This window comes from Rhizobium sp. RAF56 (assembly GCF_052113965.1).
GTDB lineage: Bacteria > Pseudomonadota > Alphaproteobacteria > Rhizobiales > Rhizobiaceae > Rhizobium.
The window spans coordinates 168,092-189,862 of record NZ_JBFRDU010000004.1; the positions used below are offsets into that span (position 1 = coordinate 168,092).

Sequence of the window (21,771 nt, forward strand, 5' to 3'; positions counted from 1 at the left end):
TAGCTTTAATTTGCCGCATCCCGCGTATCGATGACGACGTTCGACGTGCCGGATGCCGTCGAGGTGACGGCGTTGGCGATGTCGAGGAATTTCAGCAGCTCGACCGAGCCGGAATTCGACGTATAGAGGATGTCCTTGTCGGCAAGCGCGAACTTCTGCGCGGCAAAGAAGCCAGAGGGGTCCCGCAGGTTGGCCCGGAAGACGACGGGGACCTTGTCGCCGCGGAACGCGGAAACATTGAGCTTCATGTGTTCCAGTGCGCTCCGATCCACCTGGCGGTAGACGACGACCTCGGCCGGATTAGCCTGCTGGTCACGCATTCCGCCGGCCTTTGCCAAGCCGTCCGCCAGAGACAGGTCGGTGTTTTCGAAATCGAAGCGGCCATTCTGGTCGTTGGCACCGAAGGCGACGAAGGTGCGTCGCTGGTGATCGGCGAAAACCGTATCGTCGGGGGCGACATAAATGTTTTCCGCCGGATTCTTCAAAAGCGCCTCGTAGGCAATCGTTGCGGTCCGGCCGCGACGCTGAAGGGTGACGTTGGTCTCGAGCGCCGGTGTCGACAATCCGCCTGCTTCCGAAAGGACATCGAGAATCCGATCGCCGGACGAGGTGAGTTCCACCTTCTTGGGCGCGTTGACGTCTCCGAGCACGGCCACCTGGCTCGAATTGCGCGTCACGGTCGTGACGACCACCTGCGGTTCGATGGCGCGGTTGGAAAGCTTGGCTTCGATATCGCGCTCGACCTCTTCCTTCGTTCGCCCAGCCGCCTTCACGCGCCCGGCATAGGGCACGGTCACATTGCCGCTGCGGTCGATAGTCTGGTTTGGCAGCGTGATAAAGTTCCCCGGACGGCTACCCGCATCGGAGGGGATGAAAAGCCCGCCCGACTGCGCTTCGAAGATCGACACCTCGACGACATCGCCAAACCCAAGCGGAATGTCCGGCGGACCGCCCTTGCCCCCACCGAAGCTGGACCGCAACGAGCGCGACGACTTCTCGTCGAAATAGGAGAGCGTGTTCTTGCTAAGATCAATCAGAACGTAGTCAATTCCGGCTCTGCGGTTCTTCGTTGTGACCTTGACGGCGGCGGCGCGGTCGATGGCCTGCGAATCAGGGCCCGAACGCGGTAGGTAAGTACAGCTCGAGAGGAACATCAGAACCACGGCAACGCCGTTACGCGGGCTACAGATACTAGTCGTCATAAATTGTCCGATCAATGATTTCGGATACCTCTCCCTGGCGGCATAATTGAACTCCCCCTCATGCCAATATCATTCACAATAATGACAATAGGACAACCGGCGGCAGGGAAATAAATCCACCTGATACTGCCGGATAAAAGCCGGATTTATTTATATCCGCCGAATATGTGTTCTAGATAGTGCGAATGTTGGTCACAATTGTGAAATCGATTACCTATGAGAGAAATCGTTGCTTCCGCAACAATCCATATTAGAATTAACTATAATGGAATTTTCGTCTCTCCTGCGATGCACAGTGCCCGATCTAACAATCTCAGGATGCATTCGCACAGACCAAACGTGCCCGTTTTGGGGCAGAATTCACGATGAAAAGCCCGGCAGCGTGGCCCGGGCTTTCCTTGGGTGAACCGTGGCCAATTATTCCGCGGCGATTGCCCGGATGGGTGCGCCCTCGGCTGCGTCAGGCGCCACGTCGGCTACCGGATCTGCGGCATGCTTCTTCGGCTCGCGACCGAAGAACAGCGCATAGCCGGCCGGCAGCACGAAGATCGTGAGCACGGTCGCCACCAGAATGCCGCCCATCATGGCGTAAGCGAGCGGTCCCCAGAACACGCCTCGCGAGATCGGGATCAGCGCCAGAACAGCCGTCAGCGCCGTCAACATGATCGGCCGGAAGCGGCGCACAGCCGAACCGATGATCGCTTCCTGCCGTTCCATGCCGACGGCGATGTCCTGATCGATCTGATCGACGAGAATGATCGAGTTGCGGATGATGATGCCGAGCAACGCGATGACGCCGAGGATGGCAACGAAGCCGAAGGGGGCGCCACTGATCAAGAGAGCCGCCGCCGCGCCGATGATGCCGAGCGGGCCGGTGGCGAGCACCAGCATCGCCTTGCCGAAGTGCTGCAGCTGCGCCATCAGAAGCACGACGATGACGAGCAGCATGATCGGCGCCTTGGCGGCGATCGAAGCCTGGCTTTCCACCGAGTCCTCAGGCCCGCCCTGGATCTCGACCTTGTAGCCGGCCGGCAGGCTGTCGCGCAGATCCTGCATGCCGCTATAGAGCTTCGTCACGACATCATTGGATTGAACGCCGTCCGGCAATGTCCCGCGCACGGTGATCGTCGGCAGACGATCGCGGCGCCATTCGATGCCCTGTTCGAGGACCGGCACCACCTTGGCAACCTGGGACAGCGGCACGAAGGCACCGTTATCCGTCGGGATATAGACGGAATTGACCGCCGACAGCAGGTGGCGGCTTTGCTCGGGCTCGCGCGCCACGATGGACACCGTCTCCTCGCCGTCGCGATAGTCGCCGAGCGGCGCGCCGGACATGGTTGCCTGCAGCATCTGGCGGATGCGTTGCGAGGTGACGCCAAGCATGCGGGCACGATCCTGGTCGATGACCAGCTTCATGGCCGGTACCGGCTCCAGCCAGTCGTCATGGACGGCGCCGAGCTGCGGATCGGCGGAGAAGCGTTGCTTCACCTCGTCGGCGATGCGCCGAACCTCCTGCCGGTCGGGACCCATCACCCGCATCTGCACCGGCCAGCCGGTTGGCGGGCCGAGGAACAGCCGGTCGACCTTTGCGCGGATCGAGGGGAAATCTTCGGCAAGAATGGCCCTGAGCTTGACAATCAGGCGTTCCCGCGCCGGTTCGTCCTTGGCCATCACCAGCAGCTGGGCGAAGTTCGGGTTGGTCAGCTGCTGGTCGAGCGGCAGGAAGAAGCGCGGCGCGCCCTGGCCGATATAGGTGGCGATGAAGCGCTTGTCGTTGTCATCAGCCATGCGGGCTTCCAGCGCGCGAGCCTGCTTTTCGACCTCCGTGATGCTGGTGCCCTCGGGCAGCCAGAGGTCCACCAGGATTTCCGGCCGCGACGATTGCGGGAAGAAATTCTGCGGGATGAACGTGAAGGCGTAGAGGCTGCCCATGAAGGTTGCGAGCGTCAGCACCAATACGATCGCCCTGTGGCGCACCGCCCAGGCAACGCTGCCGCGCAGGCGCCGGTAGAAGCGCGTATCGAAAACATCATGGTGATTGCCGGCGTGATGGCGCTGCTTCAGGATCATGTAGCCGAGCCATGGGGTAAAGTAGACCGCCACGAACCATGACGTGACGAGCGCGATGCCGACCACATAAAACAGCGAGCGCACATATTCGCCGGCGGTCGAGGCCGCAAAGCCGACGGGGATGAAGCCTGCCGTCGTGATCAGCGTGCCGGTCAGCATCGGAAAAGCGGTGGAGGTATAGGCGAAGGTCGCCGCGTCGAGCTTGACCAGCCCCTCCTCCAGCTTGCGCTCCATCAGCTCGACGACGATCATCGCGTCATCGACAAGCAGGCCGAGCGCGATGATCAGCGCGCCGAGCGAGATGCGCTGGAGATCAATGCCGAGCTCGTACATGATGGCGAAAGTCGCGGCCAGCACCAGCGGGATGGCGATCGCGATCACGAGGCCCGAACGCCAGCCGATCGACACAAACGAGACGACGAGCACGATGATCAGCGCTTCCGCCAGCGCATGCATGAACTCGCTGACTGCGTCGGTCACGACGTCGGGCTGGTTGGCGATCTGGTCGACCGAGACGCCGAGCGGCAGCGAGGACACGAAGCGCTCATAGGTCGCCTCGACCGCCTTGCCGACGTCGGTGACCTTGTTGCCCTTGGCCATGACCACGCCCAGCTGCACGCTCTCGTGGCCATTGTACAGAAACTTGCCGGTATAGGGATCGGCGAGGCCCGACGTCACCGTTGCGATATCTCCGAGCCGGGTCACCTGCCCGCCGGCCTTCAGACGGAGTTCGCGGATGTCGTCCACCTTGGCGACATCGCCGCCGACCGAGATGCGCACCGAACGGATGCCGGTTTCGACCGAGCCTGCCGGATCGACGCTGTTCTGCCCGGCAATGGCGTTTCGCAGGTCCTGAAGCGTCAACCCGCGCTCGGCGAGCACCTTGGAGGAGACGTCGATATAGATTTTCTCCGGCTGGTCGCCGATGATCACCGCCTTCTCGACGCCAGGCGTCGACAGCAGCATGTCGCGCGCCTGGATCGCGAATTTCTTCAGCTCCGGATAGCTGTAGCCGTCGCCGCTGATGGCGTGCAGCGTGATGAAGGTGTCGCCGAATTCATCGTTGAAGTAGGGCCCCAACAGTCCGTCCGGCAGTTCGCCGGAGATGTCGCCCACCTTCTTGCGCACCTGATAGAAGGCGTCCTTCACCTCTTCCGCATTGGTGTCACCCTTGACCTGGAGGGTGATGATGGCGCTGCCGGCGCGCGTGTAGGAGCGGACGAAATCGAGATGCGGCGTTTCCTGCAGCTTGCGCTCGATCTTGTTGACCACCTGATCCTGCATGTCGTCGATCGAGGCGCCCGGCCAAACGGCCTGCACCACCATGACGCGGAAGGTGAAGTCCGGGTCTTCCTTCTGGCCCATATGGGTCAGCCCCAGGAGGCCCGCGATGATGATCAGCCCGAAGAGGAACCGGGCAATGCTCGGATGGGCAATCGCCCAGCGCGACAGGTTGAAGGACTGCTTCTCGTTGGAAACGCTGGTCATGATCTCACTCCCATCCTGGCGTCGGTCAGCGCACGACACCCGAGGCGGCTTGATCGCCCGTCTCGGCGGCGGCGGACTGCTCGCCGGCGGCGGACGGCAGCTTCACCTTCATGTTCTCGTTCATGAATTGCGTGCCCGCCGCGACCACGAGATCGCCGGCCGACAGTCCCGCCGATACGCGCACGCCGTCATCGGAAAACGCGCCGGTCTTGATCGGCCGCGCATGCACGGTGTCCGCCTTCCGATCGACGACCCAGACGATTTGCGCGCCGTCCTTCTCCGCCAGCGCGCTCAAGGGCACGGAGACGAAGGGGGTATTCTCGGCCTCGGCTTCGATCGTTGCCGTCATGCCGAGCAAGACACGCGGGTCGGCCGGCAGGCTGACGCGGACTGTGAACGTGCGCGACTGCGGGTCGGCGCTGCCGGCGACCTCCCGAACCTTGCCGCCAAGAACCAGTGCGGCATCCGACCAGAAGCGGGATTTGACCACCTTGCCGGGTTTGAACTGCGCGATATCCATTTCGGGAACGGCGATCTGTACTTCCTTTTCGCCGTCGACGGCGACCGTCACGACCGGCGTGCCCGAGCCGACCACCTGCCCGACGTCAGCCGCGACGGCGGTCACGATGCCGCTGAGATCGGACGTGAGATTTGCATAGGCAACCTGGTTTTTAGCCTCGGCAAGTGCCGAGCGGGCGGTATCGCGAGCGGATACCGCCTGCTCATAGCCAAGCTCGGCCTGTTCGACCTGCGATTTCGGCGCGACGTTGTTGCTGAGGAGCTGTTCGGCGCGGGTGCGCGCCAGCGCGGTGGTCTGCACCTGCTTGTCGGTCGAGGCAAGTGCTGCCTCGGCGCGGCGCACGGCAAGCTCGTAGTCGGTGGAATCGATCCGCGCCAGCACATCGCCCGGTTTCACCTGCTGCCCGATGTCGACACGGCGCTCGACAATCTTGCCCGCGACGCGGAAGCCCAGGTTCATGTCCGTCCGCGCCTTCACGGAACCGGAATAGTCGAGGCGGCGGACGGTTTCCATCTTGGCGATCTCGACCACCTTGACCGGCCGGACGACCTCTTTGTTTTCGGCCTGCTTCTCGTTGCAGCCGGCCGAAAGCAGCGCCATGCCGGCTGCAAGCGCAATGCCCGCCAACGACGAAAAATTCACGGTCCTGAGCGACGACATGGCATGTTCCTCAATCGATCTGTTTGGCTGATGCGCGCGGTGCTTACGCTTTCAGGGCTCTGATGACGTAGTCGATCAGGTCCTCGGGGGCGGCGCGGTTCTGTTTGGCAAGGCACTGGGCGACCATCTGCGGATGACAAAGCGTCACCGTTGCCGCTCCGAAGTTCATCGACGCCACCTGCGGGTCCTGCTCGGCGAATTCGCCGGCGGCGATCCCCTCGGCGATGATATTCGCCATGATCTCGTGGATACGATCGACGTGCTTCTCGATTACGTGCCAGTCGCGCTCGATGGCGACGACGACCATCTCGTGCACCTTCTCCTCATCGAGCATGGTTTCGACGGTCATCTTGTACTGGGCAAGCAGATATTGCCGCAGCCGCTCCGAGGCGCTGACAGGCATGCGCGAAATCTCAAGGGCCATGCGGTAGCTCAACTCGAGCATGCGACCGCAGACGGCCTGGTGGATTTCCGTCTTCGAGGCAAAGAAGCGATAGATGTTCGCCGTGGACATGCCGAGATCGCGCGCGACGTCGGCGACCGTCGTCTTGCCGTAGCCGTAGTGACGGAAGAGCCGCTCGGCGGAATCGAGAATGCGCGTCACGTTCTCCTGACGCGTCGGATCGATGCTGATGTCAAGAAGACCGCTCACGGCAAGCACTCCGAATGATGAGTGACGATTTTCAATTTTCGTCAGTCATAATCCGTAAATGCTCACATGTCAACGAAGCGGCTGGGAAAGCCGCTTCGTTCGTCGTGGTGAGATCGATATTAGAGGCCGAGCACTGCGGCGCGGGAACGCCGGACGCTCAAGAACCCGACGATAAGGAAGACCACCAGCAGCACCGCCTGGGAGATCGCGAACGGAGGTTCGCTGCCGGTCGGCGCAAGCGCGTTCAGCGCCGGTACCTTCTGGAAGGACTGTGCGATCAAGACGAAACAGTTGAAGTAAAAGAGGACGAGGCTGCCGATCACGAAGACCCGTCGCCAGCCGCCCGCCATGCGGAAGACATAGCGTGCAGCAGCGGTCGGAATGAAGATGGCGGTACAGAGGATACCGACGCCGATCGCAGGCGTGAAGCCGTTGTAGGGAAACATGAAACCGGTGACCAACGTCGCGATCGTGGTGACCATGAAGATGAGCGTCCAACGCTCATAACGCCTTGCTGTAAGAAATCCGTAGACAACTGGAAAACCGCTGACAATCGCGACCAAGCTGATTGCTACATGAAACAGAAGAAGACCCGACATTCACGCACCCCTTTGACCCGTTGAAGTAGACGGCAGGGATAGTGCCCGAGTATTTTAGGAAAATGAAGGGAGCTGCCGACATCCCTTTGAAAACAGAGAAGTAATATTGCACGAATACGCCGGACCATCGAAGGTCCGGCGTCATGTCGTCTGCCGGTACGTCAGCCAAGCCGCGCGTCGAGCGTGATCGGAACGGCTGAAAGCGCCTTGGAAACGGGGCAGCCAGCCTTAGCCTTGCCGGCGAGTTCCTTGAAGGTCGCTTCGTCGGTGCCGGGAATTCTGGCGACGAGCGTCAGATGGATCGCGGTGATGGCAAAGCCGCCTTCCACACTTTCCAGTGTCACTTTTGCCGTCGTCTCCATGCTGTCGGCCTTGAGGTTGGCTTCGCCAAGAACAGCCGATAGCGCCATCGTAAAGCAACCCGCATGGGCAGCGCCGATCAACTCCTCGGGGTTGGTGCCGGGAACACCCTCGAACCGCGCCGCATAGCCGTAGGGATACTCCTTGAGCGCGCCGCTCTGCGTCGAAATCTGCCCTTTTCCGTCCTTGAAGCCACCTGCCCACCGGGCCGAACCTGTACGATTGATTTGCATGCCATCCTCCTTGGTTTCGATTTCCGCCTGCGCCCGAGCATCGAGGAAGCGTCGTGCCAAACCCTGACACCTTGCCGGCAATATATGGCTCGATCCAAGGAAGGCGACGGGAGAGCCGCAATTCTCTTGGCAATGCCTCGGCAAAAGTCACGAATGCCTCATCGTCGGGAGTGACGCTGGACGACCTGGTTGGAGGTCAACCGCCTAAGCCCGTTTTGTGGCAGCGGGTCAGTTCCCTTAGAGAGATCAGCTTTTCTTTGAATCGCAGATCCGCTCTATCTTTTTGTTTTCACGCAGTTCCGGACGGAAAACCGTTTCACACTTTTCCTGGAACGGCTCTAGCGGACGTCCGCCCGCGCCCTCGGCCGCGTGTCGTTGCGTTCCCAAGAAAAAATCGTCGGCGGCAGTGGCGCGCGATTGCGGATGATGTCGGCGCCCTTTTCGCCCACCATGATCGTCGGACCGTTGGTGTTGCAGGACGGCACGCGCGGCATTACCGAGCTGTCGCAGACGCGAAGACCCTCCAGCCCCCGCACCTTCAGCTCGAGGTCGACGACGGCCTCGGCATCGGTGCCCATCTTGCAGGTGCCGACCGGGTGATGATCGGTCTTGGCATTGGCGCAGCCGTAGTCGAACAGCTGTTCCTCCGTCTTGATGCTGTCGCCGGGCAAGCGCTCGGCAAGCACGAAAGGCTTCAGCGCATCCTGCTGCAGAATCTCGCGAGCGATCCGGAGGCCCTCCAGCGACATCTTGATATCGTGCGGATCGCTCCAGTAGTTCGGGTCGATCAGGGGCGCTGCGGAGGGGTCGGAGGAGGCGAGCCGCACCGTGCCGCGCGAGCGCGGATGGAGATAGGCGGAGTTGAGCGTCACGCCGGCGTTCTTCAGCCGCGCCACGCCCGCCTCGATGCCGGAACCGAGGCCGAGGTGGAACTGGATGTCGGGGGAGCGCGCATCGGGGTCGGCATACCAGAAACCGCCGGTCTCGAAGAGCGAGGAGGCGACGGGGCCGGAACGGAAGAGCACATATTGCAGTCCGGCCCAGAGGGTGCGGTGCAGCTTTGCCACGTTGTCGTAGGTGTGGTCGCCGGTGCATTCGGAAATGACGAAGAGATCGAGATGATCTTGAAGATTGCCGCCGACGCCGGGAAGGTCGTGCTTCACCGATACGCCGACCGAATTGAGGTGGTCGGCGGGGCCGATGCCGGATTGCAGGAGCAGCTTCGGCGAGCCGATGGCGCCCGAAGAAACCAGCACCTCGCGTTCCGCCCGAATGATCTCGGAACCGCTGCCGGTCACCACCTCGACGCCGACCGCGCGGCGGCCTTCGAGCACAATCCGCGCCACGCGGGCGCCGGTACGGACAGTCAGGTTCTTGCGATCGCGGATCGGCGAAAGATAGGCGAGCGAGGCCGAGGAACGGCGCCGGTCGCGCTGCGTCAGCTGATAGAAGCCGACGCCCGCCTGCTGCCTGCCGTTGAAGTCGTGATTGTAGGGAATGCCAAGTTCCTGCCCGGCCCGGATATAGGCGTCGCAGATCGGCAGTGCCGAGACGGGCATCGATACCCCGAGCGGCCCGCCATAGGAATGATAGTCGTCGGCAAAGCGCTGGTTGTCCTCGGCGCGCTTGAAATAGGGAAGCACGCTGCGATAGTCCCAGCCCTCGCAGCCGTCCTCGCGCGCCCAGAGGTCGTAGTCGACGGCGTTGCCGCGCGTATAGAGCTGCGCGTTGATGGACGAGCCGCCGCCGATCACCTTCGCCTGGGTATAGCGCAGGACGCGGCCTTTCATGTGTTTCTGTGGTACGGTTTCCCAGCCCCAGCTGGCGACACCCTTCGTCATCTTGGCAAAGCCGGCCGGCATATGAAACAGCGGGTTCCAGTCTCCGCCGCCCGCTTCCAGCAAGAGCACCTTGACCGCCGGGTCCTCGCTCAAGCGGTTGGCGAGCACGCAGCCGCCAGGCCCGGCACCGGTGATGATGTAGTCGTATGTCATGCTGTGGTCCTCAAGTCGTCTGTTCAATCACCCTCCCCTTGAGAGGGAGGTGAGGCTACAGTCTCCCGATCGATAGCCCGCCGTCGGCCGACATCACCGAACCCGTGGCGAACCCGAAATCGCCCTTGGCCAGCGCCGCGACGATCGCGCCGACATCGCCCGCCTCGCCCCAGCGCTTCATCGGCACCAGCCCGCCGTCGATCAGCGCGTCGTATTTCTCCGCCACCTTCGCAGTCATGTCGCTGCGGATGATGCCGGGGCGCACCTCGAAGACGGCAATGCCGCTCTCCGCGAGCCTGAGAGCCAGGCCCTGAGAGAAGGCGGAAAGTGCCGCCTTGCTGATGCAATAATCCAGCCGCTCCGGCGAACTCATCGACGCCGAGACAGAGGTAATGTTGATCACGGTGCGCGGCTGTTCGCCGCCGCCACCGGCAAGCATCGCACCGACCACCGCCTGCGTGAAAAACACGGTACCGCGCAGGTTGACGTCGATGATCCGGTCGAAATTCTCGGGCGTCAGCGCGAGGAAATCGCCGCGTTCAACGGCGCCCATCCCGGCATTGTTGACCAGGCAATCAATACCGCCGAGCGTGGCTTCAATTGTAGCCGCCGTTCTTGCGTGGCCCGCGACATCGGAAAGATCGGCCTGCAGATAGATCACGCGACCGCCCATTTCGCAAAGCTCGCTCAGCACGGCGTCGGGCGCATCCGCCTCGATGCCGGTGATCGCGAGATCGAAGCCCGCCTTCGCAAGTGATCTCGCGATCCCAAGCCCGATGCCTCTGCGGCCACCAGTGACGACCGCGACTGGACGACGCGCACTCATGACCGCAAATCCTCATTCGCAATGTGCTCGGCCACGCGCAGCGCCTGCGCGGCAACCGTCAGTGCCGGATTGACGGCGGCGGACGTGGGCAAGAAGCTCGCATCGACGACGAAGAGGTTGGGGTGGTCGAAGGCCCGGCAATTGATGTCGAGCGGCGCTGCTGCCGGGTCGTTGCCGATGCGCACCGTGCCGCACTGGTGCGACGGCGTGCGCTTGTCGAAGGGCCGCGAAAGGACGATCGGAAAACCCGCCTTTCGGAGCACGCCCTTAAGCTTGCTGACCAGATCGAGATGCGCCTGCCAGTTCGTGCGCACCCATTGCAGGACGATGCGGTCGCCATCGACCATGATGCGGCTTTCAGGCGAGGGTAGATCCTCGCTCATGGCGTAGAAATCGATGGCGTGCGCCGAGATCCAGTTGAGGAGCGTCTGCGGGACCCTTGGCATGTTGCCCTTGAGGATCGTCCCCGAGATGCGACCCAGCAATTGCACATTGCCGAGCGGCGGCCCGCCCTCGCCGTCGGACAGATAGAAATCGTTGAAGCCGAAGCTTTTCTGATAGACCGCGTCGTTGCGGTAGCTCGGCGATATCGCAAGCACCGCCGACGAGTTGTGGTTCATGAAATTCCGGCCGACCTGATCGGAGCGATTGGCAAGGCCGCGCGGATTGGCCTCGTTCGCCGAGCGCAGCAGGAGTGCCGCCGATTGCACGGCTCCGGCTGAAAGGATGACCAGCTTCGGCCGCAAGGTGCGCTCCTTGTCGAAGGACGCGTAGTGCACGGCCTCGATTGTCCGGCCGTCGGCGGCCGTCGTCAGGCGGGTGACGCGCGCACCGGTCTTCAGCCGCACATTGGGATGCTGCAGCGCCTGTGTGAGCGCCACGGTCTCGGCATCCATCTTGCCGTCGAAGCTGTTCGGATGCGCGTCCCAGGGCGTCCGTCCTTTCGCCAGCCAGCGGTCGATATCGACGCCGAGCGGCAACGAGAAGGGGTGCATGCCGTTCTGTTTCAGGCGCTTTCGTACGCTGGCGATAGCCGGCTCGTCAGGGACAGGCGGAAAGGGATAGGCCGTGGAGTGCTGAGGCTCGGTCGGGTCTTCGCCGAGAGCGCCGCGCACCTGATAGAGCTGTTCGGCGCGGCTATACCAAGGCTCCAGTTCCTCATACGGAAACGGCCAGGCGGGAGAGAAGCCGTGGAGATGGCGCATCTCCTCGAAATCCTCGCGGCGATAGCGCGTCAGCACCGCGCCGTAGAATTTCGAATTGCCCCCGACATTGTAGTAGTTTCCGGGGTTGAAGCCGCGCTCGACCCCCTTGGCATCCCGTTCGTACCAGGTTTCCTTGGGGCGAAAATGACCGAGCTGGAAGATCGCCCGCTGATCGCGGTTTTCCGGCCGGTCTTCGAGACGTTCTCCCGCCTCGAGGATCAGGATGTTCGCACCTGACGGCGCGAGGGCGGAGGCGATGGTGGCGCCGCCCATTCCCGAGCCGATGATAACGATATCGGGATCGGCGTTCATCCCTACGCGATCCGGCGCTGGCTCTGCGGATCGAAAAAGACCGCCTTGTCGAGATTGAAGGCGAGCCGTGCCGTCTGGCCGGTGGCGATGCGGGCGTCGGCGCGCAGACGCGCCACCACTTCCTTGCCGCCGAGCTTGGTGACGGCGAACGTGTCGGAACCGGCAGGCTCGACGACATCGATCAGGCAATCGCCTTCGACCAGGGATCGGGCATTGCGGTCCGCACCGTCAGGATCGGTCAGCGCTTCCGGCCGGATACCGAACACCACCTCCTTGCCGGCGTAGGCGGCAAGGCCGTTCACCTGCGATACCGGCAGGCGCAAGGGCTCGGCATCGGGCCGCGCCAAGGAGACGTGAAGATCGTTGCCGCCGCCGGCGATCGTGGCCGCCAAGAGGTTCATGGCCGGCGAGCCCATGAAATCGGCCACGAACAGATTGGCTGGATTGTTGTAGATTTCGCTCGGGGTGCCGAACTGCTGCACCTCGCCGTCGCGCATCACCGCGATTTTTGTGGCAAGCGTCATTGCCTCGATCTGGTCGTGGGTCACGTAGACGATGGACGTGCCGGTTGCCTGATGCAGGCGCTTGATCTCGATGCGCATGTCGACGCGCAGCTTGGCATCGAGGTTGGAAAGCGGTTCGTCGAAGAGAAAGAGCTTGGGGTCGCGCACCAGCGCCCGTCCCATGGCGACGCGCTGGCGCTGGCCGCCGGAGAGCTGGCTCGGCTTGCGGTCGAGCAGGTGGCTGATCTGCAGCACCTTGGCAACCTTGTCGATCGCCTTCTTGCGATCGTCCGCGGGAACGCCCCGCATCTCCATACCGAAGGAAATGTTACCGGCGACCGTCATGTTCGGATAGAGCGCGTAGCTCTGGAACACCATGGCGATGTCGCGCTTGGAGGGGTGGAGATCCGCGATGGTGCGGCCATCGACGCGGATATCGCCTTCGGTGATCGATTCGAGCCCGGCGATGGTATTGAGCAGCGTGGACTTGCCGCAGCCCGACGGGCCGACGAGCACGAGGAAGCCACCCTTTTCAAGTTCAAGGTCGATGCCCTTGAGGATTTCCACCGCGCCGAAGCGCTTCTTGAGACCAGCGATTTCGAGGAAAGCCATGGATCATCCTTTGACGGCGCCCGCCATCAGTCCGCGTACGAAATAGCGGCCGGCGAGGATATAGACGAGGAGCGTGGGCATGGCGGCGATCATCGCCGCTGCCATGTTGACGTTGTATTCGACGACGCCCGTTGAGGTGTTGACGACATTGTTGAGCGCAACGGTCATCGGCATCGACTCGCCCGTGCCGGCATAGGCCGAGGCGAACAGGAAGTCGTTCCAGATGTTGGTGAACTGATAGATCACCGTGACGACGATGATCGGCAGCGAGTTCGGCAGCATGATGCGCCAGAAGATCTGGAAAAAGCCGGCGCCATCGACCTGTGCGGCCTTCACCAGTTCGGTCGGGAAAGCCTCATAGAAATTGCGGAAGAACAGCGTCGTGAAACCGAGACCGTAGACCACGTGGACGAAGACCAGGTTGACCGTCTGATTGCCGAAGCCGAAGGACGAGCCGGTGGCGTTCTGCAGGGTCATGCCGAAGCGCCCGAGGCTGCCGAGGATGGTCGCCATCGGCAGCAGCACCGACTGGAACGGAATGAAGCATGCAAACAGCATCAGCGCAAAGACCAGCGTGTGGCCGGGGAAACGCCATTTGGTCAGCACATAGCCATTCAGCGCGCCGAGAAGCGTCGAGATCAGCACGGCTGGAACCACCATCTTGATGGAATTCCAGAAATAACCCTTGATGCCAGCGCAGGTGAGCCCGACGCAGGACTCGCCCCAGGCCTTGAACCACGGCTCGATGGTCGGCGATGCCGGCAGCGCCAGCATGTTGCCGTTCTGGATCTCGTCCATGGTCTTGAACGACGTCACCAGCATCACGAAAAGCGGCATCAGGTAGACGATCGCGAAGAAGGCGAGCAGGCCGTAGATAACGACACGCGTCAGGATTTTTGAGCCGGCTGCGCGCCCGGGCGCGCTTGATGATACGACCGCGCTCATCGCGCTTTCTCCCGCAGTTCGGAATAGAGGTAGGGAACAATGATGGCCGAGATCGTCATCAACATGATGATCGCGCTCGCCGAGCCGACCGCCATCTCGTTGCGCTTGAAGGTATATTCGTACATGAAGTTGGACGGCAGCCAGGCAGAGCCGCCAGGGCCCCCGCTCGTCAACGCCACGACCAGGTCATAGGACTTGATCGCCATATGGGCAAGGACGATGAAGGCGGAAAGGAAAACCGGCCGCAGCATCGGGATGACGATGCGGCGATAGAGCTGCACGGTCGTGGCACCATCGATCTGCGCCGCTTTCATGATCTCGCCGTCGATGCCGCGCAGCCCCGCGAGAAACATCGCCATGATGAAGCCGGACGCCTGCCAGACACCGGCGATGACGACGGTATAGATGACGAAATCCTTGTTCTTGATCCAATCGAAGTGGAAGCTCGTCCAGCCGAGATGATGCAACGTCTGCTCAAGCCCGAGGCCCGGATCGAGGAACCATTTCCAGGCGACGCCGGTCACGATGAACGACAGCGCCATCGGGTAAAGATAGATCGGGCGCAGCAAGCCTTCGCCGCGGATCTTCTGATCGAGAAGGATCGCGAGGAAAAGGCCGAGCCCCAGGCAGATGCCGATGTAGAGGACGCCGAATATCCCCATGTTGGTGACCGAGGTGTACCAGCTCGACGGCGGATCGCTCTCGAAGGTCCAGTTCCATAGGCGTTGATAGGCGCGAGGCCCAGTCAGCACGTAGGAGGGAAACGTCTTGGAATTGGTAAAGGATAGGTAGGCCGTCCAGACGATGAAGCCGTAGACGAAGACGAGCGTAATCACGAAGCTCGGCGCAAGCACGATCTTCGGCAGCGCCTCCTGCAGGCGCCCGCGAATGGAATGGCGCGTCGCGCCTTGCGCTGTCACGTTGATTTCGGGGGTTGCTACGGTGCTCACGAGTTCATTCCTTCCCCGGGTCGTCGTCCGGTATCAAGCCTTCCCCGCCGAAGCGGGGAAGGATCCTGTCGGATAAGACGATTACTTGGCGTCGTTGATCGCCTTGACGAGTTCCTCGACGGCCTGGTCGGACGTCTTGATCTGGCCGTGGACGAACTTGGAGACGACGTCCTTATAGGCGTTGGCGACGGCTGGCGGTGCGCCATAACCCTGCGCCAGCGAGCCGAACAGCGTGCCGCCATCGTTGGCAGCCTTGAGGTCGGCGATGCCCTTCTTGCCGCATGCGTCGAAGGCGGTATCCGGAACGTCGGTACGGGCCGGAACCGAACCCTTGACGACGTTGAAGGCCGACTGGAAGCTCTTTGACAGCGTCGCCGTGGCGAGCGCTACCTGAGCGGCCTTGCGGTCTTCCGGCACGTTGAACATGCCGAACATGTCGGAGTTATAGATCACGCTGCCGTCCGTGCCCGGGAACCGGTAGCACAGGAAATCCTTGTCCGGGGTTTTCTTGGCGGCGACGAATTCACCCTTCGCCCAATCGCCCATGACCTGGACAAGCGCATCGCCCTTGATGACCATCGCGGTCGCAAGGTTCCAGTCGCGGCCCGAGAAGTTCGGGTCGACGTATTTGACGATCGTGGCGAGGTTGTCGAACGACTTCTTCATCGTGTCGGACTTCAGCGATGCCTCGTCGAGGTCGTTGAACGCCTTCTTGTAGAACTCCGGTCCGCCCGTCGAAAGGACGATGGAGTCGAACATCGTGGCTTCCTGCCAGTTCTGGCCGCCCAGCGCGAGCGGGACGACGCCGGCTGCCTTGGCCTTGTCGAGCAGAGCGATCAGGTCGTCGAAGGTCTTCGGCTGGGTGCCGCCGATCTTGTCCATGACGGCCTTGTTGATCCACAGCCAGTTGACCGAGTGGACGTTGACCGGAGCCGCGACCCACTTGCCGTTATAAACGGAGAACTTCTGCAGCGCTGCGGGAACCGATTTGTCCCAGCCTTCCTTGACCGCCGTTTCGGTAAGATCGCCCATGACGCCGGCAGCGGCGTAGTCAAGAACGGTATAACCCAGCATCTGCGAAGCGGTCGGATAGGTTCCTGCCGCGACCATTGCCTTGAGAGCGGTCATCGCAGCGTCACCGCCGCCGCCGGCGACCGGCACGTCCTTCCAGGCAAAGCCTTCCTTGGCGAGATCGCCCTTCAGCACGTTGAGCGCTGCCGCCTCGCCGCCAGACGTCCACCAGTGAAGCATCTGGACTTCCTTGACGTCGGCGGCATGCGCCGAGCCGAAGCTCGCCGCCGTCAATGCAGCCACCGCCGTTGTCATCATAAACTTGCGCATCGTCTTCCTCCCGTTTCACAAGTAGTCGCAAGCAGGACCCTCCTGCCGACCCCGCCCTCCGTCCTTTGACGGTCAGCGAATTTGTCGCGGCCTCCCGGCCGCTGACAATTTAAAACGTTATAAATGCATCGCCGTCAAGTGCCTGCTGAGGTCAGCTAATATGCTATGCTTTGCGGGGAATTTTACGGCAATTTTGCCTTCTCGCAGCGCAGCATATTTATGCATTGCAGCATTTAAATCGTTTGCACAAGCGGATTGCGAAAGGCCATGCTGAACGTTAGATTGCGCGGACTTACCTATCGCGGGATCGCCCAATTGACCGACGACACACCCTCTCCCGGCCAGAAGACCGGGCGTGCCAAGCCGACGCTCAGAACCATCGCCGATCTGACTGGCCTTGCCGTGCCCACGGTGTCGCGGGCGCTGTCCGACGCGCCCCAGATTTCGCTGGAAACGCGGCAGCGCGTGCACCGGGTGGCCCGCGATATCGGCTACCAGCCAGACCGCGCGGCCCAGCGTCTCAAGACCGGCCGGACCAACGTCATCAGCATCCTGCTCGACCCTCACGAGGAGGTGCTCGGGTTCGGCACCTCGATCATGTACGGCATCGCAAAGGCGCTGCAGAACACTAGCTACCATCTGATCGTGATGCCCAACTTCTTGGCGACGAGCAACGTCGAGGCAGTCGACTACATACTGCGCAACAATCTCGCCGACGGGCTGATCTTTTCGCGCACCGAACCTCTCGATCCGCGCGTCCGCCGCCTCATCGAAAGTGGCTTGCCCTTCGTGTGCCACGGACGCACCGAATTCTCGATACCGCACCCCTTTGTCGACTACGACAACTTCACTTTCGCCTATGAGGCGACGCGGCGTCTGATCGCCAAGGGCCGGCGCAACGTCACGATCATCCTGCCGCCGAAGCGCCTGACCTTCTACCAACACATGCTGCACGGCTTCATGACGGCGGTGCGCGAAGCGGGTGTCGCCTACGAGATCCCCGATGGCATCGACCTCGATTCGCCCGCCGACCAGGTCCTCGATCATATTCGCCGCCGCGCCGCCGCCGAAAACGTGCCGGATGGATTCGTCTGTCCCGGCGAAGTCTCGGCTCTGGCCGCCATCAGCGCGCTCGGTCAAGCCGGTCTCGGTGTCGACTACGACATCGTCGCCAAGCAGACGTCGCGGCTCATCAGCCAGATTCAGCCGAAGGTAGAGACCATCCACGAGGATATGACCGCGGCCGGCGAGCAACTCGGCCGCATTCTCCTGAAGCGCATTGCCAATCCCGAGGCCGACGAGTTGCAACTGCTGCAAAAGCCGCAGTTCGATTTCCCGACGCAGACCGGCTGAGGCCGTCCCGCCCCTCGCCTTTCGCCCCCACTGTTTGCGCCGCTCAGCCATCGTCCTACCTCGGCATCCACCAGCCGGTGCGGCGGCCGATATGCATGTTGAGGGTCTTGGTCTCGGTATAGTCCTCCACCGCATGCCGCCCGAGTTCGCGTCCGAGGCCGGATTGCTGGTAACCGCCGAAAGGCAACTCGGAAGCGCCGTCCATAAAGGTGTTCATCCACACGGTGCCGGCCCGCACCTTGCGGCCAATCGTCATGCAGGTATCGAAATCGCTGCTCCAGACACCGGCCGAAAGCCCGTAATCGATGGAATTGGCGATACGGATCGCCTCTTCCGTCGTCTCGAAGGTCAGCACCGAGAGCACGGGGCCGAAGACTTCTTCCCGCGCCACCGCCATCTCGGGTTTGACGCCGGAAAGGATGGTCGGCGTCATGAACTGGCCCATGCCGAAATCGATCTGGCTGCCGCCGTGGGCGACCGTCGCCCCGTCCTGCGCTGCGCCGGAAACGTATCCTTGGATTTTCTTCAGGTGCTGGGGCGTGATGATCGCGCCCACCTGCGTCGTCGGATCGAGGGGGTCACCGACCTTGACCTTTTCCGACAGGGCCGCGATGCGCGCGGTGACATCGCTTGCGATGTCGCGATGGAGGATCAGTCGCGAGCCTGCATTGCAGCATTCGCCGGCATTGAAATAGGCGCCGAAAACGGCGGCATCGACGAATTCCTCCAGATTCGCATCCGGGAAGACGATCTGTGGGTTCTTGCCGCCAAGTTCCAGCGAGACCTTTTTCAGCGTCTGCGCCGCATTCGCCATCGTCAGGCGTCCGATCTGGGTGGAGCCGGTGAACGAGATCATGTCGACATCGGGATGGCTGGTCATCGGCGCGCCGACGTCGGCGCCGGTGCCGGCGAGAATATTGACCACGCCAGCGGGAACGCCGGCCTCGATGAGAATTTCACCCAGCACCAGCGTCGAGCCGGATGTCAGCTCCGACGGCTTGACGACCGCGGTGCAGCCGGCGGCAAGCGCAAATGGTAATTTCTGACTTACGATCAGGAAAGGGAAATTCCACGGCGTTATGATGGAGACCACGCCGATCGCCTCGCGCAGCACCACACCCATCGTGCCTTCGCCAAGCGTATTGTAACTCTCGCCGTGCAGGTCACGGGCAAGCGCTGCCGCATAGCGCCAGATATCGACCGCGCCGGCGATCTCGCCGCGCACCTGGGTGATCGGCTTGCCGGCCTCGATCGCGTCGAGATGGGCAAGCTCGTCGGCGCGAGCAGATATCAGGTCGGCTGCCTTCAAGAGGATGCCGGAACGCTCCGACGCTGTCATGCGGGGCCACGGGCCGTTGTCGAATGCGTTGCGCGCCGCGGCAATGGCACGGTTGGCGTCGTCCTTGGTCCCGGCCGCATAGCGGCTGACAGTCACGCCATGGCTCGGCGCAATGCGCTCGATCGTGCCGGTCTCGACGCCCTCGACCCATTTGCCGTCGATCAGCATCCGGAATTCGCGGACCTTCAGATCGTCAAGCTTCTGCGGCTTTACCAGCACGGTCATTACCATTCTCCCTTGAATTGCGCCGGGCGCTTTTCGGTGAAGGCCGCAACCCCCTCCTTGAGATCGCCGGTCTTGGCGACCAGGATCGAGCCCAAGGCTTCCACCGCCGCGCCGTTATCTTCGCCATTCGCAACGGCGATCATCAGCTTTGAAATTTCGAGTGCCGCCGGTCCCCGCGTTGCCACGCGATCAGCATAAGCCCGTGCCGCGACAAGCGCCGAGCCCGCTTCGACGACGGCGTCGACCAGCCCCAGCCGTTCGGCTTCCTCGGCGGAAAACATCTCGCCGCCGACAACCATGCGGCGCACGACCTGCGCGCCGAAGCGCTTTACGAGCCGTTGCGTACCTGACCAGCCGGGCACCATGCCCAGGCTCGTCTCCGGCAGGCCGATCTTGATCTGCCGCTCGGCGATGCGGATATCGGCAGCGGCTGCAAGCTCCAGTCCGCCGCCGAGCGCATGGCCGTTGAGTGCCGCGATCAGCGGCATGCGCAATGTCGCCAGCCTTTCGAAGACCCGGTGGCCGAAGCGCACCCAGGCATGCCCGAACTCGTTCGCTTCCATGCCGCCCCAGGCTTTGATGTCGCCGCCTGCCGAAAAGGCCTTGCCTTCGCCGGTGAGGATAGCGACGCGGACCGAAGCCTTGGCCTCCACCTCGTCGCAGGCGTTCGCCAGCGCCTTCAGCATGTCGACATCGAAGGCATTCAACTTTTCCGGCCGCGAGACCGTGATCAAAGCAACATGCCCGTCGATGGAGACCTTGACCTCAGCCATGGCTCCCTCCCTTGAGAACGAGCTTGGGCTTGGCCGGCAGCGTAAGCCCGATCGGCGCTTCGCGGAAGAGAGCCGCGTCCATGACCTTCAGCCGGTCGGAGACGATCAGCGGGAATTCCGAGTGGTCGAGAATATGGGTCTTGAGGTCCACGCCGGGTGCGATCTCGGTGAGCACGATGCCGTCAGCGGTAAGCTTCATGACGCAGCGCTCCGTGACATAGGTGATGTCCTGGCCCTGGGCGACACCGCGCGGGCCGGAGAAGGTCACGTGTTCGACGGCATCGACCAGCTTCTTCAGCTTGCCTTCCTTTTCGATGATGAGCCTGTCATCGGATATCGAGAGCTTGGCGCCGGCATTGAACATGCCGGAGAAGACGATCTTCTTCGCCCGCGCCGTGATGTCGACAAAGCCACCGGCCCCCGCCGTCACATGCGGGCGGAATGACAGCTTCGAGACGTTGACAGAACCGTCGCGGCCGATTTCCAGGAAGGAGAGCAGCGAGGCATCGAAGCCCGCGCCTTGGAAATACGTGAACTGATAGGGCGACGGCATGAAGGCATCGGCGTTTGAGGCGCAGCCGAAGGCGAAATCGAGAAGCGGCACGCCGCCGACGGCACCCTGCTCGATCACCCAGGTAACGGCGCCGTGCAGCCCTTCTTCCATGAGAATGCGGGGCACGTTGGCCGAGATGCCGAAACCGAGATTGACGCAGCTTCCCGATTGCAGCTCCTGCGCCACGCGCCGGGCAATCACCTTCTGGATGTTGAACTCGGGCACGCGGAAACTATCGAGCGGCCGAAAGATTTCGCCGGAGATGGCGGGATCGTAGAGCGTCTGCGTCGTCTGCTTCTGCTCGGGATCGACGATCACGTAGTCCACCAGCATGCCGGGCACGCGCACGTCGTGGGGTTTCAGCGAGCCTTCCTTGGCGATGCGCTTGACCTGGGCAATGACGATGCCGCCATTGTTGCGGGCGGCGAGCGCCTGATCGAGACCGCCGAGATAGGCACCCTCGTGCTCATAGGTGAGGTTGCCGCGCTCATCGGCCGTCGTGGCGCGGATGATCGCCACCTGCGGCGCAATCGCCTTGAAATAGAGCCACTCCTCGCCTTCGAACTCGATCCGCTTGACGACGGGCTCGGCCGCGGCCCTGGCATTCATCGCGCAGCCCTGGCGTTTCGGATCGACGAAGGTTTCGAGACCCACCTTGGTAAGAACGCCCGGCCGCTTGGCCGCGGCCTCGCGGTGCATGTCGAAAAGGATGCCCGAGGGGACGTTGTAGGCGGCCACCTCGTCGTTGCCGATCATCTGCCAGATCAAAGGTGGCTCGGCGGAGGACGGGCCGGAAGGATAGGAACCGCCGATGATCCTTTTCAACAGGCCCTTCCTCGCGATGTGGTCGATGCCCTTGATGCCGCTCATGTCGCCGGCGGCAATCGGATGAAGCGTGGTCAAATCGCGGGGGTGCCCGGTCGTCTCGAAGCGCTCGCCGATCGCCTTCAACATCAGGTCCGGGCAGCCGAGCCCGCTCGAGGAAGAGACGGAAACGACGGCTCCATCCGGGATCAGGCTTGCGGCTTCAGCGGGTGAAATATGCTTGTTCAT

The 21,771-nt window shown here is 62.3% G+C and carries 17 protein-coding genes; 1 reads left to right on the plus strand and 16 read right to left on the minus strand.

Annotated elements, in window-relative coordinates; all coding sequences use genetic code 11:
• Positions 1-5: 5 nt before the first annotated feature.
• The 13 genes from AB4048_RS05205 to AB4048_RS05265 form a co-directional block, all read right to left on the minus strand.
• Positions 6-1,202, minus strand: a complete 1,197-nt coding sequence (locus tag AB4048_RS05205; RefSeq protein WP_442200852.1) for a polysaccharide biosynthesis/export family protein — start codon at positions 1,200-1,202, stop codon at positions 6-8.
• Between the two features lie 417 nt (positions 1,203-1,619).
• A complete protein-coding gene (locus AB4048_RS05210) occupies positions 1,620-4,763 on the minus strand; it encodes an efflux RND transporter permease subunit (protein WP_442200853.1) in 3,144 nt (1,047 codons plus the stop codon).
• 25 nt (positions 4,764-4,788) lie between these two features.
• The gene (locus AB4048_RS05215) at positions 4,789-5,943 is read right to left on the minus strand and encodes an efflux RND transporter periplasmic adaptor subunit (protein WP_442200854.1); all 1,155 of its coding nucleotides are present in this window, start codon (positions 5,941-5,943) and stop codon (positions 4,789-4,791) included.
• Positions 5,944-5,986: 43 nt separating this feature from the next.
• Positions 5,987-6,595, minus strand: a complete 609-nt coding sequence (locus tag AB4048_RS05220; protein ID WP_442200855.1) for a TetR family transcriptional regulator — start codon at positions 6,593-6,595, stop codon at positions 5,987-5,989.
• 119 nt (positions 6,596-6,714) lie between these two features.
• On the minus strand, positions 6,715-7,194 hold the full coding sequence (locus AB4048_RS05225; protein WP_442200856.1) for a hypothetical protein: 480 nt from the start codon (positions 7,192-7,194) through the stop codon (positions 6,715-6,717).
• A gap of 161 nt (positions 7,195-7,355) precedes the next feature.
• A complete protein-coding gene (locus AB4048_RS05230) occupies positions 7,356-7,787 on the minus strand; it encodes an OsmC family protein (RefSeq protein ID WP_442200857.1) in 432 nt (143 codons plus the stop codon).
• Positions 7,788-8,125: 338 nt separating this feature from the next.
• Entirely contained in the window at positions 8,126-9,781 is a 1,656-nt protein-coding gene (locus AB4048_RS05235; RefSeq protein WP_442200858.1) for a GMC family oxidoreductase, read from the minus strand.
• Positions 9,782-9,836: 55 nt separating this feature from the next.
• Positions 9,837-10,607, minus strand: coding sequence for a 3-ketoacyl-ACP reductase (locus AB4048_RS05240; RefSeq protein ID WP_442200859.1), 771 nt, complete (start codon positions 10,605-10,607; stop codon positions 9,837-9,839).
• The gene (locus AB4048_RS05245; protein ID WP_442200860.1) at positions 10,604-12,124 is read right to left on the minus strand and encodes a GMC oxidoreductase; all 1,521 of its coding nucleotides are present in this window, start codon (positions 12,122-12,124) and stop codon (positions 10,604-10,606) included. The genes AB4048_RS05240 and AB4048_RS05245 overlap by 4 nt, the downstream gene beginning before the upstream one ends.
• Before the next feature lie 2 nt (positions 12,125-12,126).
• Complete coding sequence (locus AB4048_RS05250; protein WP_442200861.1) at positions 12,127-13,239, minus strand: ABC transporter ATP-binding protein; 1,113 nt, start codon at positions 13,237-13,239, stop codon at positions 12,127-12,129.
• 3 nt (positions 13,240-13,242) lie between these two features.
• Positions 13,243-14,184 (minus strand): carbohydrate ABC transporter permease, encoded by a 942-nt coding sequence (locus AB4048_RS05255; RefSeq protein ID WP_442200862.1) that lies wholly within the window; start codon positions 14,182-14,184, stop codon positions 13,243-13,245.
• Entirely contained in the window at positions 14,181-15,134 is a 954-nt protein-coding gene (locus AB4048_RS05260; protein WP_442200863.1) for a carbohydrate ABC transporter permease, read from the minus strand. Before AB4048_RS05260 ends, AB4048_RS05255 begins: the two co-directional genes overlap by 4 nt.
• Positions 15,135-15,215: 81 nt before the next feature.
• On the minus strand, positions 15,216-16,475 hold the full coding sequence (locus AB4048_RS05265) for an ABC transporter substrate-binding protein (RefSeq protein ID WP_442200864.1): 1,260 nt from the start codon (positions 16,473-16,475) through the stop codon (positions 15,216-15,218).
• Between the two features lie 267 nt (positions 16,476-16,742).
• Between AB4048_RS05265 and AB4048_RS05270 the strand changes: the two genes are divergently transcribed.
• Entirely contained in the window at positions 16,743-17,828 is a 1,086-nt protein-coding gene (locus AB4048_RS05270) for a LacI family transcriptional regulator (protein ID WP_442200865.1), read from the plus strand.
• Between the two features lie 55 nt (positions 17,829-17,883).
• Here the strand turns inward: AB4048_RS05270 and AB4048_RS05275 are convergent, their stop codons facing one another.
• The 3 genes from AB4048_RS05275 to AB4048_RS05285 are packed head-to-tail and all read right to left on the minus strand — an operon-like array spanning position 17,884 to position 21,771.
• On the minus strand, positions 17,884-19,392 hold the full coding sequence (locus tag AB4048_RS05275) for an aldehyde dehydrogenase family protein (RefSeq protein WP_442200866.1): 1,509 nt from the start codon (positions 19,390-19,392) through the stop codon (positions 17,884-17,886).
• Positions 19,392-20,165 carry an enoyl-CoA hydratase/isomerase family protein gene (locus tag AB4048_RS05280; RefSeq protein WP_442200867.1) on the minus strand — a complete coding sequence of 258 codons (774 nt, stop codon included), beginning with the start codon at positions 20,163-20,165 and terminating at the stop codon, positions 19,392-19,394. The genes AB4048_RS05275 and AB4048_RS05280 overlap by 1 nt, the downstream gene beginning before the upstream one ends.
• Entirely contained in the window at positions 20,158-21,771 is a 1,614-nt protein-coding gene (locus tag AB4048_RS05285) for an acyl CoA:acetate/3-ketoacid CoA transferase (RefSeq protein ID WP_442200868.1), read from the minus strand. Before AB4048_RS05285 ends, AB4048_RS05280 begins: the two co-directional genes overlap by 8 nt.

Bases quoted from the DNA above. Each gene is read 5' to 3' on its own strand.
- AB4048_RS05225 (WP_442200856.1), bottom strand. From the start codon at position 7,194: ATGTCGGGTCTTCTTCTGTTTCATGTAGCAATCAGCTTGGTCGCGATT.
- AB4048_RS05250 (WP_442200861.1), bottom strand. From the start codon at position 13,239: ATGGCTTTCCTCGAAATCGCTGGTCTCAAGAAGCGCTTCGGCGCGGTG.
- AB4048_RS05285 (WP_442200868.1), bottom strand. From the start codon at position 21,771: ATGAACAAGCATATTTCACCCGCTGAAGCCGCAAGCCTGATCCCGGAT.
- AB4048_RS05245 (WP_442200860.1), bottom strand. From the start codon at position 12,124: ATGAACGCCGATCCCGATATCGTTATCATCGGCTCGGGAATGGGCGGC.
- AB4048_RS05255 (WP_442200862.1), bottom strand. From the start codon at position 14,184: ATGAGCGCGGTCGTATCATCAAGCGCGCCCGGGCGCGCAGCCGGCTCA.
- AB4048_RS05270 (WP_442200865.1), top strand. From the start codon at position 16,743: ATGCTGAACGTTAGATTGCGCGGACTTACCTATCGCGGGATCGCCCAA.
- AB4048_RS05235 (WP_442200858.1), bottom strand. From the start codon at position 9,781: ATGACATACGACTACATCATCACCGGTGCCGGGCCTGGCGGCTGCGTG.
- AB4048_RS05275 (WP_442200866.1), bottom strand. From the start codon at position 19,392: ATGACCGTGCTGGTAAAGCCGCAGAAGCTTGACGATCTGAAGGTCCGC.
- AB4048_RS05265 (WP_442200864.1), bottom strand. From the start codon at position 16,475: ATGCGCAAGTTTATGATGACAACGGCGGTGGCTGCATTGACGGCGGCG.
- AB4048_RS05205 (WP_442200852.1), bottom strand. From the start codon at position 1,202: ATGACGACTAGTATCTGTAGCCCGCGTAACGGCGTTGCCGTGGTTCTG.
- AB4048_RS05240 (WP_442200859.1), bottom strand. From the start codon at position 10,607: ATGAGTGCGCGTCGTCCAGTCGCGGTCGTCACTGGTGGCCGCAGAGGC.
- AB4048_RS05215 (WP_442200854.1), bottom strand. From the start codon at position 5,943: ATGTCGTCGCTCAGGACCGTGAATTTTTCGTCGTTGGCGGGCATTGCG.
- AB4048_RS05280 (WP_442200867.1), bottom strand. From the start codon at position 20,165: ATGGCTGAGGTCAAGGTCTCCATCGACGGGCATGTTGCTTTGATCACG.
- AB4048_RS05210 (WP_442200853.1), bottom strand. From the start codon at position 4,763: ATGACCAGCGTTTCCAACGAGAAGCAGTCCTTCAACCTGTCGCGCTGG.
- AB4048_RS05230 (WP_442200857.1), bottom strand. From the start codon at position 7,787: ATGCAAATCAATCGTACAGGTTCGGCCCGGTGGGCAGGTGGCTTCAAG.